The organism is Nonomuraea sp. NPDC049378 (assembly GCF_055586745.1).
On record NZ_JBVJHP010000013.1, the window covers coordinates 126577 to 141291 of the forward strand.

The 14715-nt window shown below is 72.1% G+C and carries 15 protein-coding genes and 1 riboswitch; of the genes, 7 read left to right on the forward strand and 8 right to left on the reverse strand.

Annotated elements, in window-relative coordinates:
• Nucleotides 1-5: 5 nt before the first annotated feature.
• Entirely contained in the window at nucleotides 6-899 is an 894-nt protein-coding gene (locus ACZ6SA_RS27790; protein WP_465831570.1) for a 5'-3' exonuclease, read from the forward strand.
• Here ACZ6SA_RS27790 and menD read toward each other — a convergent pair.
• Nucleotides 896-2557, reverse strand: coding sequence for a 2-succinyl-5-enolpyruvyl-6-hydroxy-3-cyclohexene-1-carboxylic-acid synthase (gene menD, locus ACZ6SA_RS27795; protein ID WP_443152615.1), 1662 nt, complete (start codon nucleotides 2555-2557; stop codon nucleotides 896-898). The two genes, ACZ6SA_RS27790 and menD, sit on opposite strands and share 4 nt — an antisense overlap.
• Nucleotides 2554-3447 carry an o-succinylbenzoate synthase gene (locus ACZ6SA_RS27800; protein ID WP_465831572.1) on the reverse strand — a complete coding sequence of 298 codons (894 nt, stop codon included), beginning with the start codon at nucleotides 3445-3447 and terminating at the stop codon, nucleotides 2554-2556. The genes menD and ACZ6SA_RS27800 overlap by 4 nt, the downstream gene beginning before the upstream one ends.
• A 138-nt stretch (nucleotides 3448-3585) precedes the next feature.
• Here ACZ6SA_RS27800 and ACZ6SA_RS27805 point away from each other — a divergent pair, with 138 nt between their 5' ends.
• The 3 genes from ACZ6SA_RS27805 (at nucleotide 3586) to ACZ6SA_RS27815 (ending at nucleotide 6642) form a co-directional block, all read left to right on the forward strand.
• Nucleotides 3586-4731 carry an AMP-binding protein gene (locus ACZ6SA_RS27805; RefSeq protein WP_465831358.1) on the forward strand — a complete coding sequence of 382 codons (1146 nt, stop codon included), beginning with the start codon at nucleotides 3586-3588 and terminating at the stop codon, nucleotides 4729-4731.
• Between the two features lie 43 nt (nucleotides 4732-4774).
• The gene (locus ACZ6SA_RS27810; RefSeq protein WP_443152613.1) at nucleotides 4775-5113 is read left to right on the forward strand and encodes a hypothetical protein; all 339 of its coding nucleotides are present in this window, start codon (nucleotides 4775-4777) and stop codon (nucleotides 5111-5113) included.
• 182 nt (nucleotides 5114-5295) lie between these two features.
• Nucleotides 5296-6642, forward strand: coding sequence for an RNA polymerase sigma factor (locus tag ACZ6SA_RS27815; RefSeq protein WP_465831361.1), 1347 nt, complete (start codon nucleotides 5296-5298; stop codon nucleotides 6640-6642).
• Nucleotides 6643-6706: 64 nt separating this feature from the next.
• Here ACZ6SA_RS27815 and ACZ6SA_RS27820 read toward each other — a convergent pair whose 3' ends face one another.
• Nucleotides 6707-7105: a hypothetical protein gene (locus ACZ6SA_RS27820; RefSeq protein WP_347645063.1), complete on the reverse strand. Its 399-nt coding sequence runs from the start codon at nucleotides 7103-7105 to the stop codon at nucleotides 6707-6709.
• Between the two features lie 114 nt (nucleotides 7106-7219).
• On the opposite strand from ACZ6SA_RS27820, the gene ACZ6SA_RS27825 reads away from it, so the two are divergent.
• Nucleotides 7220-7780 (forward strand): TetR/AcrR family transcriptional regulator C-terminal domain-containing protein, encoded by a 561-nt coding sequence (locus ACZ6SA_RS27825; protein ID WP_443152610.1) that lies wholly within the window; start codon nucleotides 7220-7222, stop codon nucleotides 7778-7780.
• 200 nt (nucleotides 7781-7980) lie between these two features.
• Nucleotides 7981-8178: a DUF5999 family protein gene (locus ACZ6SA_RS27830; protein WP_132341476.1), complete on the forward strand. Its 198-nt coding sequence runs from the start codon at nucleotides 7981-7983 to the stop codon at nucleotides 8176-8178.
• Here ACZ6SA_RS27830 and ACZ6SA_RS27835 read toward each other — a convergent pair.
• On the reverse strand, nucleotides 8145-8816 hold the full coding sequence (locus tag ACZ6SA_RS27835) for an alpha/beta hydrolase family protein (RefSeq protein ID WP_347645061.1): 672 nt from the start codon (nucleotides 8814-8816) through the stop codon (nucleotides 8145-8147). The two genes, ACZ6SA_RS27830 and ACZ6SA_RS27835, sit on opposite strands and share 34 nt — an antisense overlap.
• 81 nt (nucleotides 8817-8897) lie before the next feature.
• Here ACZ6SA_RS27835 and ACZ6SA_RS27840 point away from each other — a divergent pair, with 81 nt between their 5' ends.
• Complete coding sequence (locus ACZ6SA_RS27840) at nucleotides 8898-9245, forward strand: hypothetical protein (RefSeq protein ID WP_347645060.1); 348 nt, start codon at nucleotides 8898-8900, stop codon at nucleotides 9243-9245.
• Nucleotides 9246-9354: 109 nt separating this feature from the next.
• On the opposite strand, the gene ACZ6SA_RS27845 is transcribed toward ACZ6SA_RS27840, so the two are convergent.
• The 4 genes from ACZ6SA_RS27845 to ACZ6SA_RS27860 all read right to left on the reverse strand — a co-directional run bounded on the left by ACZ6SA_RS27845 (nucleotide 9355) and on the right by ACZ6SA_RS27860 (nucleotide 14652).
• A complete protein-coding gene (locus ACZ6SA_RS27845; protein ID WP_443152608.1) occupies nucleotides 9355-10152 on the reverse strand; it encodes a tetratricopeptide repeat protein in 798 nt (265 codons plus the stop codon).
• 93 nt (nucleotides 10153-10245) lie between these two features.
• Nucleotides 10246-13077, reverse strand: coding sequence for an aminomethyl-transferring glycine dehydrogenase (gene gcvP, locus ACZ6SA_RS27850; RefSeq protein WP_465831365.1), 2832 nt, complete (start codon nucleotides 13075-13077; stop codon nucleotides 10246-10248).
• Between the two features lie 178 nt (nucleotides 13078-13255).
• Nucleotides 13256-13355: riboswitch (glycine riboswitch) on the reverse strand.
• A gap of 58 nt (nucleotides 13356-13413) precedes the next feature.
• Complete coding sequence (locus ACZ6SA_RS27855) at nucleotides 13414-14034, reverse strand: MerR family transcriptional regulator (RefSeq protein ID WP_132507171.1); 621 nt, start codon at nucleotides 14032-14034, stop codon at nucleotides 13414-13416.
• Between the two features lie 147 nt (nucleotides 14035-14181).
• Nucleotides 14182-14652 (reverse strand): bifunctional nuclease family protein, encoded by a 471-nt coding sequence (locus tag ACZ6SA_RS27860; protein WP_090771501.1) that lies wholly within the window; start codon nucleotides 14650-14652, stop codon nucleotides 14182-14184.
• Nucleotides 14653-14715 lie beyond the last annotated feature (63 nt).

Consider the following 14715-nt stretch of genomic DNA (forward strand, 5'->3'; position numbering starts at 1 on the left):
TGCTCATGCTTCTGGACACCCCATCGCTCTACTTCCGCGCCTTCTACGGCGTCCCCGAGTCGGTCAAGGGGCCGGACGGCTCGCCCGTCAACGCCGTACGCGGCCTGCTCGACATGATCGCCACCCTCGTGCGCGGCCACTCCCCCACCGCGATGGCGGCCACCATGGACGCCGACTGGCGGCCCGCGTTCCGGGTGGCGGCGATCCCGACGTACAAAGCGCACAGGGTCGCCCACGGTGACACCGAGGAGGTGCCCGAGGCGCTCGTGCCGCAGATCGCGGTCATCCAGGAGGTGCTCGACGCGCTCGGCATCGCCCTCCTGGAGTCGCCGGGCTACGAAGCCGACGACGTGATCGGCACGCTCACCCACCAGGCCGCGGGCGCCGTCGACATCGTGACCGGAGACCGCGACCTGTTCCAGCTCGTCGACGACGCGCGCCCCGTACGCGTCCTCTACACCGCCCGCGGGATCCGCAACCTGCAGATCGTCGACGAGGCGTTCGTCACCGCCAAGTACGGCATCCCCGGGCGTGCCTACGCCGACTTCGCGACGCTGCGCGGCGACCCCAGCGACGGCCTGCCCGGCGTCGCCGGCGTCGGCGACAAGACCGCCGCGGCGCTCATCACCCGCTTCGGCTCGCTCGACGCCCTGCTCGAAGCGCTCGACGCGGGCGTCACCGACGGTTTCCCCGCCGGCAGCCGCACCCGCCTGGCCGCGGCCCGCGACTACCTGCGCGCCGCACCCGCCGTCGTCGAGGTGGCCTCCGGCGCGCCGCTGCCGGCCGCCGACCTGACCCTGCCGGCCAAGCCGCGCAACCCCGAGGCGCTCGTCCGCCTGGCCGACCGCCACGGGCTCGACAGCCCGCTCAACCGGCTGCTCGACGCCCTGGGCGGTTAGCTCTCGAGCAGGGCCAGGACGGCCGCCTGGGCGGCGTCGCGCAGGCGGCCGTGCACGAGCACGTTCTCCTCGCGGTCGGTGCGCACCTCGACCAGGCGCGGCCCTTCGCCGCGCAGCGCCTTGGGCAACTCGGTGATCTCGCCCACCAGCGTGTACGGCGTCCCCGTCGCGGCCGCCACATGGCCGAGGTCCACCCCGTGCGGCGTGCCGAAGACCCGCTCGAACGGATCGCGGACCGCCGCCTGGGGCAGCAGCGAGAAGATGCCGCCCCCGTCGTTGTTGACGACCACGAAGCACAGGTCGGGCCGGGGCTCGCGAGGCCCGAGGATCAGGCCGTTCTGGTCGTGCAGGAACGACAGGTCGCCCATCAGCGCGTACGCCGGGCCGTTGTGCGCCAGCGCCGCCCCCATGGCCGTCGACACCAGCCCGTCGATGCCGGAGGCGCCCCTGTTGGCCATCAGCCGGATGCCGCGCCGCGGCCGCATCGCCTGGTCGAGATCGCGGATCGGCATCGAGGAGCCGCAGAACAGCAGGGCTCCGTTGGGCAGCGCGTCGACCAGGTCCCTGGCCAGGCGGGGCTCGCTCGTGCCCGATACGTCGAGCACCTCGTCGAGCGCCGTTCTCGCCGCCTGGTCGGCCTGGCGCCAGGAGTGCAGCCACGTGTCGTCACCGGAGGCCACCGGGATCTCCACGGCCTGCGCCACCTGCGTGGCCGACCTGGTGGGGTCGGGCCAGCGGTCGAGGTCGGGCGCCACGACGATGTGCTCCCCCGCACGCCGCAACCACGACAACAGCGGCCGCGACAGCCCGGGACGGCCCAGCGTCACCACCACGTCGGGCAGGTGCGTGTCGGCGAACTCGGGCGTGCCCAGCAGATAGTGGTAGGTGGAGACGGCGTGGTCGCCGTAGCGTCCGCCGCCGTTGGGCTCCGACAGCACCGGCCAGCCCGCCATGCCGGCCGCGGCGACGTAGCGGCGCACGTTGGCGGCTCCGTCGCCGACCACGAGCACGCCGCGTCTGGTCGGCGGGAGGTGCAGGGCGACCGGTGGAGGCGCGACCCTGGCCCGCACCCAGGGGCCGTTGGCGCCGCCGTCGAGCGGCTCGCACCAGGCGGTGTCGCCGTCGGGGATCAGCGGTTCCCTGAAGGCCAGGTTGAGGTGGACGGGCCCGGGCGCGGCCGGGCCCGACGCCCGCTGGTAGGCGCGGCAGGCCAGCGACCGCCAGTAGGCCACCTGGCCCGGCCGGTCCTCCGGCACGCCGACCTCGGCGAACCAGCGGGTGGCGTCGCCGTACAGCTTGATCTGGTCGATCGTCTGGTTGGCGCCGGTGCCCCGCAGCTCGGGCGGGCGGTCGGCGGTGAGCACCAGCAGCGGCACGTCCGCCTCGCCCGCCTCGATCACGGCGGGGTGGAAGTTGGCGACGGCCGTGCCGGAGGAGCAGATCAGCGCCACCGGGCGCTCGGAGCGCTTGGCCAGCCCCAGTGCCAGGTAGGACGCGGAACGCTCGTCGATGCGCACGTGCAGGCGCACCCGTGACTCGGCGTGCAGCGCCAGCGCCAGGGGCGCGGAGCGGGAGCCGGGGGCCAGCACGACGTCGGTCAGGCCGCAGCGCACCAGCTCGTCGATCAGCACCGTGGCCAGCGCGGTAGCGGGGTTCAACGTGACGCCTCCTGCATCCGGCTCAGCCACTGGGGAGAGTCGATTTCATATGCCGACAAATGCTGATAATTCACCGTCGGACGCCGTACGGCCAGCCGCCCGTCCACCGGCACCAGCGAGTCGTCCACGACGTCACCCGACAACAAGGGCATCGTGCCCAGCCCGCACGCGTACGGCAGGGACGGCAGCGCCGCGGCCAGCGCCAGCCCCGCGGCCAGCCCCACCGACGTCTCGACGGCGCTGGAGACCACCGCGGGCAGCCCGCACGCCTCCACCACCTGCAACGCCGCGCGCACCCCGCCCAGCGGCTGCACCTTGACCACCGCGATGTCGGCCGCCTCCGCCGCCTTGACCCGCAGCGGGTCCTCCGCCCTGCGGATCGACTCGTCGGCCGCGATCGGCACGTCGCACGCCCGCCGCACCGCCGCCAGCTCGTCGAGGGTGGCGCACGGCTGCTCGGCGTATTCCAGCCCGAACCGGTCGAGGCGCTTGAGCCGCTGCACGGCCTCGCCGACCTCCCACGCGCCGTTGACGTCGACCCGCAGCCGGCCGGACGGGCCGAGCGCGTCGCGCACGGCCTCGACCCTGGCCACGTCGTCGTCGAACGTCTGGCCCCGCTCGGCCACCTTCACCTTCGCCGTGCCGCAGCCGGAGCGGCGCACCATGTCGTGGGCCCGCACGGGATCGACGGCGGGCACGGTCGTGTTGACGGGCACGCTGTCGCGCACCGGCTCGGGCCAGCCCTCGAAGGCCGCCTCTCGGGCGCAGGCCAGCCAGCGGGCGCACTCGCGCGGGCCGTATTCGGGGAACGGGGAGAACTCGCCCCAACCGGCGGGACCCTGGAGCAGGACCCCTTCCCTGACGGTCTGCCCGCGAAAACGCGTGCGCATCGGGATGCGGAAGACATGGACCCGGTGGTGATCACGGTGGTGATCATGGTGACCTGGCCCGTGCTCGGGCTCCATGGGAGAACGCGTCACGACCCTCCCTGCGCTTCTGTCCGACCTGTCGCCACTAACCTTACGAGCATGTGGAGGAACCCGTCGCATCCGGACCGTCCGCTTCACGCCATTGTGCAATCTCCAGGACCTGCCCTGTTCGCGGCGATCCGGGACGCGCTCGCGGGCGACGGCCCGGCCGTGCTCCCCCTTCCGCCCGGCCACTCCGAGGCCGCGCTGGCGACCCTGCGCCCCACCCACGTCAACGGAGCCCTCCATGCCGGCGGCGAAGGCGTGCCGGGCGACGTCGCGGTCGTCATCGCCACCAGCGGCAGCACCGGCACACCCAAGGGGGTGCTGCTCTCGGCCACGGCCCTGCGCACCTCGGCCGCGGCCTCCCTGCGCCGCGTCGAGGCCTCCAAGGGCGAGCGCTGGTTGTGCTGCCTGCCCGTCTCCCACGTCTCGGGGCTGCAGGTGCTCGTGCGCGCCCTGCTGTCCGGGAGCGAGCCGATCATCCACCCGTCGTTCGACCCGCACGCGGTCCTCGCCTCCGGCGCCGACCACGTCTCCCTGGTGCCCACCCAGCTGCACCGGCTCGTCGGGCTGGGCGCGGACCTGTCGGTCTTCCGCACGATCCTGCTCGGTGGCGCGGCGCCGCGGCCCGGGCTGCTGGAGCAGGCGAGGGATCTCGGGGCGCGGCTGGTGACGACGTACGGGATGAGCGAGACGTGCGGCGGCTGCGTGTACGACGGCCAGCCCCTTTACAATGTAGATCTCAAGGTCGGCGACGACGGCCTGATCAGGATCGCCGGCCCCGTGTTGTTCTCGGGCTACCGTTTCGGCGGGCCGGCCCCGCTCGAGGACGGCTGGTTCGTCACCTCCGACCTCGGCGAGCTGACCGGGGGCCGCCTGCGCGTGCTGGGCCGCGCCGACGACGTCATCAACACCGGCGGCGAGAAGGTCGTGGCCGGCGCCGTGACCGCCGTGTTGTGCACGCATCCCGAGGTGGCCGACGCCGCCGTGTTCGGCACGCCCGACCCCGAATGGGGCGAGCGGGTCACGGCCGTCGTCGTTCCCGTCAACCCCGACACACCCCCCACGCTTGCACAATTAACGGCATACTGCCGCGATAGGCTTCCCCCCTATGCCGCCCCACGCGAGCTGCGCCTGGAGCTCCGGCTGCCGCTGTTGCCGAACGGAAAGACCGACCTTGTGCGGTTGAGGGCAGGAACCTGATGAGTTGCGGCTGCGTCAAACCGGGGAAAGGGAGGGAGCCTTCATGGACCAGACCCGCAAGATGTGGGCATCCGTCGCCGTCGTCGGCGTGATCGTGGTCGGAGGCGCCTCCATCGCGGCGGCCGCCTCGGCGGGCAAGCTCTCGCAGGTGGGCGAGGAGACCAGGGCCGTGGTGGAGCAGGCGTCGCCGTCCGGCGGGCCCGAGACCTCCACGTCCGATCCCAGTGGCGATCCCAGTGGCGACCCCACCGGCGACGACGTCGTCGTCTCCCGCGAGGTCAACCCCGATCCCGGCCAGGTCATCGAATACTGGACCGGCGAGCGCATGGAAGACGCCGATCCCATGCCGATGCCCGAGGTCTCGATCGAGGTGGGCGACTAGCGAGCGAGCCGAAGGGGTGGTCCGCCAGAAGAGGCGATCCGCCCCTTTTTCATGACATTCGTCCGCACGGGGAACAAATGGCGGCGATTGGCGTTATTGATACTGGTGCGCCGTGCGGACGACGAAGCCGCCCCACCACAACCTGCCTGATCGCTTCTACTCCGTACGGAGGAGGTGTCCTCATGCCCAGAACCGCCTTGGCGACCCCGCCCGTGTCTCTCGACCAGTTGCTCGAACGAGGGCGAGCCCAGGGTCACCTATCTCTGGCGGAACTGCGGGACGCGTTCGGCAAAGCCGGGATCAGCCCCTCTGAGGGCCGCACGATATTGCGTGAGCTGTCAGAGGCCGGCGTGAGCCTGGCCGCCGAGAACGAGCCGTCTCTCAGCACGACCGCCACCCCCGCGAAGACCACCCAGAAGAAGGCGGCGACTCCCAAGAAGGCTTCGCGGGCCAAGACTACCGGCCGCAAGGCAGCAGAGGCAAAAACCCTTTCCCCGGCGGACGCGAAGTCCGTCATCCCCCCGGACCCCAAGCCGGAGCACGAGGAGGACGTGCCGGAGGAGATCGAGCTGAGCGCCGAGGACGACGGCGACGCCGTCGACCTCGACGACACCCAGTCGGTCATGGGCGACTCGGTGCACACCTACCTGAAGTCCATCGGCCGCCGCACGCTGCTCACCGCGGCGCAGGAGGTCGAGCTGGCCAGGCGGATCGAGGCCGGCCTGTACGCCGAGTACAAGCTCGAGACCCAGCCCGATCTGCCGCCCGCCGCGCGGGAGGACCTGCGCCTGGTCGTCGAGGACGGCAAGCAGGCCAAGGACCACATGCTGGAGGCCAACCTGCGCCTGGTCGTGTCGGTGGCCAAGAAGTACACCGACCGCGGCATGTCGCTGCTCGACGTGGTCCAGGAAGGCAACCTGGGGCTCATCAGGGCGGTGGAGAAGTTCGACTACACCAAGGGCTTCAAGTTCTCGACGTACGCCATGTGGTGGATCAGGCAGGCCATCCAGCGCGGCTTCGCCGACTCGGCGCGGACGATCCGGCTGCCGGTGCACGTGCTGGAGATGTTGTCCAAGCTGTCACGCATCGAGCGCGACATGCACCAGCGCCTGGGACGCGAGCCCACCCCCGAGGAGCTGGCGGTCGAGCTGGACAAGACCCCGGACCAGATCGAGGAGCTGCTGCGCACCAGCCGCCAGCCGATCTCGCTGAACGCGACGATCGGCGAGGACGGCGAGACCACGATCGGCGACCTCATCGAGGACGTCGACTCCCCCGAGGCGTCGGAGATCGTCGACCGCCAGCTGCTGGGCGACCAGCTGCGCGGCGTGCTCGACAACCTCTCACCGCGCGAGTCGAAGATCATGGCACTGCGCTTCGGCCTGGTGGACGGCAAGCCGCACACGCTGGACGAGATCGGCAGGCACCTGGGGCTGACCCGGGAGCGGATCCGCCAGCTGGAGAAGGAGTCGCTGTCCAAGCTGCGCCACCCGAGCAACACCCGCCCGCTGCTCGACTGGGCCAGCTGACAACGGAGCCCCGGCACACCACGTGCCGGGGCTCTCGTTTTCCTGGACGCCTGGTGACCGGCGCTCAGACGGTGGCGGGCACCGGGCGCGGCACCCGCGGGATGCCCCACATCCGGTTGTCCTCGCGCAGCGTGCGCAGGCGCTCGACCTGGGCCGTCCACATGGCCCCCGCGGGGGTCGCCTTGGCCTTGCGGCGCGCGATCCGGTCGTCGTAGGCCTTCACCCCGAACGTGGCCCGCTGCCCCGCCTCCGCGGCCCGCAGCGCGTCGGTCAGCGCCCGGTCGAGGGCCTGGCCCGCCGCCAGCAGCTCGATCTCGTCGGCCGCCGAGGCCTGCAGCTCGCGCAGCGTCCGCTCGGCCTCGCGGGCCTTCTCGAGCAGCTCGGGGAAGCTCCTGGAGATCTCCTGGTCCGCGTGGAAGCGAACCTCGGCCTCCCGGCTCACCCGCGGACGGAAAAACGCCATCGACTCGGCCCCTTCACGCTGTCGTCATTCGTTCCGACGCTTAGCGTACGCCGTCCCGCGACACGTGCGGAAATCGGCCAGGAGCGAGCGCCTTTACATAGTAAGATGATCTCCATGCCCGCCAAGCGACCACCCGTCCCCCTCTCCCGCGAGCGCATCATCGAGGCCGCGCTCCACATCGCCGACGGCCAGGGCCTGCGCAGGCTCACCATGCGCCGCCTGGGCGACGCCCTGCAGGTGGAGGCGATGGCCATCTATCACCACCTGCCCCGGGGCAAGGAAGCGCTGATGGACGCGCTGGCCGAGCACGTCACCGCCATCCACGTCGAGCAGCGCTCCACCTGGCAGGAGACGGCCAGGGCCTGGTGCCGGGCGAGCAGGGAGGCGCTGCGCGAGCATCCCGGCGTGCTGGCCCTGGCCCTCACCAAGCCGCCCAAGGGCGCCACGGCGGTCGCCGTCAAGGAGCAGACCGAGCAGCTCGCCGACGCGGGGCTCCAGGACGCCGCCGAGGCCGTGCGCACGCTGCGGGCCTTCGTCTTCGGCAGCGTCGCCGTCGAGGTGCAGCAGTCAGGCTGGGCCGACCCAGACGTCGATGAATGGGTCAGACGGGACGAAAGAGCTGATATCGACTTCGAGCGCGGGCTCGACGCTCTCCTCAAGGGATTGCAAACGTGATGCGCGTGTCGCGCTTGGCCGGTTATCCTGCATAAGGCACGCTGTGTCGAAGGTCACACGCACCAGGGATCCTCCTGTAACAGCCCGAACGGGCTATGTCGGAACGCGTGACACAGTCGCACACTTGCCAGGACAACAACCCGAGCCGGCTCCCGCCCCTCCAGAACGGGAGCATCCCACGAGATATCGGAGGCACGCCGATGTGCCCGCACGACCCGGCCTGTCCGGATGCCGAGGCGCCTGACCGCGAGGCGGCACGCACCCTCGCCTGCCACCCCGAGCAGGGGTGGAGCCTGCTCTGCAACGGCGTCGTCCTGTTCGAGGACACCGGCGAGCTGCTGCCCAGCGGCACCGTCATCGCACCTCATCGGCCCGATCCGCTGGTGGGCGCGGCCTGATCCGCACGCGGGCGGCGCCGCCGGCCGGTGCTGCCCTGCCGTGGCGGCCCGCCGTAGCGGGTGATCCACTCCGCCACGACCTCGCCCACCCGGGCGGGGTCCTTTTTCAGGTCATGGCCCTCTCCCGGCAGCACCACCAGGCGCGCGGCATCCGCGGCGTCCGGCACTCCGAAGGGGTCACGATCACCGTTCACGACCAGCACGTCCACCCCGGCGCCGCGTAGCTCCCCGGCCCGGGAGCGCTCCGGCTTCCCCGGCGGATGCAGCGGAAAGGCCAGCGCCACCGCCGCCGCCGCGCCGACCGCCTTCGCCGTACGGCACGCCACCCGAGCCCCGTTGCTCCGCCCGCCCTGCACGAGGGGCAGCCCCGGCAGGCGCGCGCGCAGCTCGGACAGCACGATCTCCCACGCCTCGTCCTGCCTCGCCGGCGGGCCGGGCGCCCGCGCCCCCGCCATCCTGAACGCCTGCGTCACCCGCGCCACGCTGGCTCCCACGCCCATGGCGGCGTCGCGCACGGCCAGCAGATCGGGAGCGTCCACTCCCCCGGCCGAGCCATGGGTCAGGACCAGCAGCAGCCGCGCGCCCGGCACCTCGTCGATCTCCACGAGCGCGGGCCCGCGCGGGGTCATCACCTCCATGCCAGCACCGTACCTGGGGAGGATGACGCGCTAGCCCTCAGGTCGGATGACGACACCACTTCCGGGATGGATGATGACCTTATGCCGGACCAGCGTCCCATCAGGGAAGACCTTCAGGCCACGCTCGACGCCCGCCGCGATCTCGGGCCCGACTACGAGGCGGCGCTCGTCGACTCGTTCACCGAGCGCCTCGAGGCCACCATCGCCGCCCGGGTGCGGGCCGAGCTCGACCGCCACGGGCCCCCGCCGCACAAGAAGTCCGCGCCGGGCGCGACGATGATCCCGGTCGCGCTGGGCTCGATGGGCATGGGCATCCCGCTGACGGCCATCGGGGTGGTCAACGCCGGACTGGTGGGGCTGATCATCACGTGGCTGGCCATCGTCATCATCAACGTGGCCGCCGCGGCGGCCATCATGCGCCGCGGCTGACCTCCGGCCGGCGGAGGGAACGGGAGCACCTCCGCCGGCCCGCGGGCACGCCCGGGAGGAGCGCCTCGGTGGCGTGGGCCGGGACGTCACGCACACCGGGCCCCGGGCGTCAGGTGTCGCGCTGGTAGCGGAGCCTGACCTCCGCGGCCAGCGTCTCGTCGGCGTGCTCCAGCCCGTACGACCAGACCCGCCCCGCGTCGTCGTCGCGCCCGCGCAGGGGCAGGGTGCGGGCGAGCAGCTCGATGGCCAGCGCGCTCGTCTGCGCGTCCGCGCCTCCCTCCACGGTCTCCGCGAACTCCGCGCAGGCCAGCTCCAGGTGCGCGATGCCGAGCCGGACCCGCAGCCCCGGCGTCTCCTCCTCGGGCACGGCCTCCAGGGCGTCCAGGAGGAGCTCAGCCGCCGCCCCGGGCTCTCCGTGCTCCATCAGCAGGTCGGCCAGCTCCTGCGCGGCGCGCGCGGCGACCTCGCCGTCGCCGGCCGCCATCGCGGCCCGCAGCTCCTGCTCCGCCTCCTCGAGGTTGAGCGCCCGCACGGCCAGCCGGGCCAGCGCGAGATGGGCCAGCGGGACGTACGCGGCCGCGCCGACCCCCAGCACGGCCTGCCAGGCGGCCCTGGCCTGCTCGGCCCGCCCTTCGCGCTCGAACCCCTGGGCCAGGTGGCAGGCGGCCTGCGAGGCGTATTCGGGGTGCCCCGTCGCCAGCGCGGTCCTGGCGGCGGTCCTGGCGGCCTCGACGTCGCCGCGCTCCTCCAGCACCACGGCCAGCCCGACGGCGGCCTGAGCCCTGTCGGGCTCGTCGGGGTCGGCGGCGAGCTCGCTGAGGATGGCGGCGGCGCCGTCGAGGTCGCCGCGTTCGGCCAGACGCCGGGCGGTGTCGAGAGGCGGGGTCTCCAGCTCTGAGGACGTCAAGAGAGCTCCTTCTGGCGACGGTCGCCCTGAGCCTAACGACTTCCGGCGATCATGTCTGCCCCGTTGACGCCGAAGGTCTGGCCCTCCCGGTGACTAGTCCTCGTACGCCTCCAGCGGGGGGCACGAGCACACCAGGTTGCGGTCGCCGTAGGCCTGGTCGATGCGGCGCACCGGCACCCAGTACTTGCCGTCGCGCAGCGACGGCAGCGGGTAGGCGGCCTCGGTCCGCGTGTACGGGTGGTGCCACTCGTCGGCGCTCACCGACTCCGCGGTGTGCGGCGCGTTGCGCAGGGGGTTGTCGGCCTTGTCGTAGTCGCCGGACGCCACCTTGGCGATCTCGCCCCTGATGGCGATCATCGCGTCGGCGAACCGGTCGAGCTCGCCGAGGTCCTCGCTCTCGGTCGGCTCGATCATGAGGGTCCCGGCGACGGGGAACGACATGGTGGGCGCGTGGAAGCCGTAGTCGATGAGGCGCTTGGCCACGTCGTCCACGGTGACGCCGGTCTCCTTGGTGATCTGGCGCAGGTCGATGATGCACTCGTGGGCCACCAGCCCGCCGCGTCCGGTGTAGAGCACCGGGAAGTGGGGGGCCAGCCGCTTGGCGAGGTAGTTGGCCGACAGGATGGCCTGCTCGGTGGCCGCCGTGAGCCCGTCGGAGCCCATCATCCGGATGTACGCCCACGAGATCGGCAGGATCCCGGCCGACCCGTAGGGCGCCGCGGAGACGGGCCCCACCGGCGAGCCGTCGCGCAGCGGGTGACCGGGCAGGTAGGGCGCCAGGTGGCCGCGGACCGCGACCGGGCCGACGCCGGGGCCGCCGCCGCCGTGCGGGATGCAGAACGTCTTGTGCAGGTTGAGGTGGGACACGTCGGCCCCGAACTCGCCGGGCTTGGCCAGCCCGACCAGCGCGTTGAGGTTGGCACCGTCGACGTAGACCTGGCCGCCGGCCTGGTGGACCTTGGCGCAGATCTCGGTGATGGTCTCTTCGTAGACGCCGTGCGTCGACGGGTAGGTCACCATGATCGCGGCGAGCGCGTCGCGGTGCTTGGCGATCTTGGCGTCGAGGTCGGCCAGGTCGACGTTACCCTCGGAGTCACAGGCCACGACCACGACCCGCATGCCGGCCATGACGGCGCTGGCGGCGTTGGTGCCGTGGGCCGAGGAGGGGATGAGGCAGACGTCCCGCCCGCTGTCACCGCCCGCGTGGTGGTAGGCGCGGATGGCCAGCAGCCCGGCGAACTCGCCCTGGGAGCCGGCGTTGGGCTGGATGGAGACGGCGTCGTAGCCGGTCACCTCGGCCAGCCAGCGTTCCAGCGTGCCGATCAGCGCGAGGTAGCCCTCGGCCTGGGCGGCGGGCGCGTAGGGGTGGACGGCGGCGAACTCCGGCCAGGTGATCGGCTCCATCTCGGTGGTCGCGTTGAGCTTCATCGTGCAGGAGCCCAGCGGGATCATGGACCGGTCGAGCGCGATGTCCTTGTCCTGCAGCCGGCGCAGGTAGCGCAGCATCGCGGTCTCGGAGCGGTGGTCGTGGAAGACCGGGTGGGTCAGGTAGGCGGACTCGCGCAGCAGCGGGGCGGGCAGCGCGTCGGCGGCGCCCTCGACGTCGGTGCGGGGGGTCGTGACCCCGAACGCGGCCTGCACCGTGACCAGCTCGGCGGCTCCGGTCTTCTCGTCGCAGGCGATCGAGACGTGGTCGGCGTCCACCTGCCAGAGGTTGACGCCCCGCTCGGCGGCGGCGGCGACCACGGCGGACGCCCGCCCGGGCACGCGCACGAGCACGGTGTCGAAGAACTCGGCGTGCACGACCTCCACGCCCGCCCGGCGCAGCCCCTCCGCCAGGGCGGCGGCGTGGCGGTGCACCCGGTGGGCGATGCGGCGCAGGCCCTCCGGGCCGTGGTAGACGGCGTACATGCTCGCGATGACGGCGAGCAGGACCTGCGCGGTGCAGATGTTGCTGGTGGCCTTCTCGCGGCGGATGTGCTGCTCGCGGGTCTGCAGGGCCAGGCGGTAGGCGGGGTCGCCGTCGGCGTCGACGGAGACGCCGACCAGGCGGCCGGGCAGCTGCCGCTGCAGGCCCTCGCGTACGGACATGTAGGCGGCGTGCGGCCCGCCGAACCCGAAGGGCACCCCGAACCGCTGCGAGGAGCCCACGGCGATGTCGGCGCCCAGCTCGCCGGGGGCGGCCACGAGCGTCAGTGCCAGCAGGTCGGCGGCGGCCACGACGAGGGCGCCCGCCTCGTGCGCGGCGGCGGCCACGGCGCGGAAGTCACGCAGCCGGCCGGACGCTCCTGGGTACTGGACGAGCACGCCGAAGCACTCGGGCAGCTCGCCGTCGAGGGAGTGCTCCACGAGCGTGATGCCGAGCGGCTCGGCCCTGGTGGCGAGGACGGCCTTGGTCTGGGGCAGCGCGTCGGCGTCGACCACGAACACGGCGCTCTTGGACTTGCCCGCCCTGCGGGCCAGCGTCATGGCCTCGGCCGCGGCGGTCGCCTCGTCGAGGAGCGAGGCTCCGGACACGGGCAGGCCGGTGAGGTCGGAGACGACGGTCTGGAAGTTGAGCAGCGCCTCGAGGCGGCCCTGCGAGATCTCCGGCTGGTAGGGGGTGTAGGCGGTGTACCAGCCCGGGTTCTCCAGCAGGTTGCGGCGGATGACGGCGGGCGTGACCGTGTCGTGGTAGCCCAGCCCGATCATCGAGGTCAGCACCTGGTTACGGTCGGCCAGGGCGCGCAGCTCGGCGATGGCCTCGGCCTCGCCGGCGGGGGCGGGCAGCGTGAGCCGGTCCTTCGCCCTGATGGACTCGGGGACGGCGACCGCCACCAGATCCGCCACGGACTCGAAGCCCACGGCCTCGAGCATGCGCTGCTGTTCGGACTCGGAGGGGCCGATGTGCCGGGACGAGAACGGCGGGGCGGACAGATCGGTCATGGAGATGCCTCCCGAGGCTGTGGAGACCGGCGCCAGGGCGCGGGCGTGTGCCGGATCTCCCCCTCTGTCAGCGCGGGCCCCGGACAAGCGCGGGGCCGCGACCTGAGAGCTTCACCCCGGTGGGGCTTGCACCGTCGGTGAGGCGCGCCTGGCGGGTGCGCCTGCTTTCCAGAGTTGCCTCGCCCGAGCGGTACGGGATGCCTGAGAGATTCCGGGGAGGGTTGCTCCTTCGGCGCCCCGGAGCCCAGGGGGCCCGGAGACTCTCCCGCACGGGGTCGTCGGCCTTTCTGCCCTCAGGTTACTACGCCCGATTCGTACGGCTGCCAGGAGCCGTGCTCACCCCGTGCGGCGGGCGCGGCGGCGCCGGGCGAGTTCGTCAGCGGGATGGTCGGCCGGGACGGTGTCCTCGACCGCCGCGCGTTCCCCCGGCAGCTCCGCGAGGGAGCCCTCGACCTCGCGCCAGACCCGGCCGAGCGCGATGCCGAACACGCCCTGCCCGCCCTGGAGCAGGTCTATCACCTCGTCGGCCGAGGTGCACTCGTAGACGCTGACGCCGTCGCTCATGAGCGTGATCTGCGCGAGGTCGGCGACCCCGCGGTCACGCAGATGTTGCACGGCCGTGCGGATCTGCTGCAACGACACCCCGGTGTCGAGGAGCCGCTTGACGACCTTGAGGACCAGGATGTCGCGGAAGCTGTAGAGACGCTGGGAGCCGGAGCCCTGCGCGGCTCTTATCGTGGGCTCGACGAGGCCCGTGCGCGCCCAGTAGTCGAGCTGCCGATAGGTGATGCCGGCCGCCGAGCATGCCGTCGGCCCGCGGTATCCGATGTCGCCCGGCAGCGCCGCGGGCTGTTCGTCGAAGAGCAGACCCTGCTCCCCGGCACGCTGCCGCGCGCTTTCGCGCCGCACCGGATCTTCCTGGCCGGCCGTCTTTCCCTCGCCGCTGCTGACCGCCACGCGGACCTCCGGCTTTCTCTCATCCCGTGGCCTGATCTGGGGGTACGTGAAGCGCGGCCACGGGTTTCACTTGCACCGTAGGACCGCGACCATGCTCAGTCAACGATCCGGCTCGGCGCGTCGTGAAGCGTAAATGCACTGAAATACCTACCCCGCCCGGCCGAAGTCCTCGGGAGTGATCGTGTCAAGAAACTCCCTGAACTTCTCCACCTCGTCTTCCTGGTCGTCCGGGATGATCACCCCGGCCTCCTGGACGACCTCTTCGCTGGCGAAGATGCGCGCCCCGGTGCGCAGGGCGAGCGCGATCGAGTCGGACGGCCGCGCGCTCACCTCCACGCCGTTGGAGAACACCAGGTCGGCGAAGAAGATGCCGTCACGCAGGGCGACGATGTTGACCGCCCGCAGGCCTACGCCCAGCGCGCTCAGCACGTCACGGAAGAGGTCGTGGGTGAGCGGCCGCGGCGGAGGCTCCTCTGCCTGGGCCAGAGCGATGGCCGTGGCTTCCGTCATGCCAATCCATATAGGAAGGAACCGCTCCCCGTGTGCCTCCTTCAGCAAGACGATCGGCTGATTTGTGGGCATTTCAACCCGAACGCCCACAACCTCCATCTGCAACACGGGCTGCTCCGTATTCCTGACCGGTGACCCGGCACAGCTATTTGGTCGTTGCTTCTGCTGACT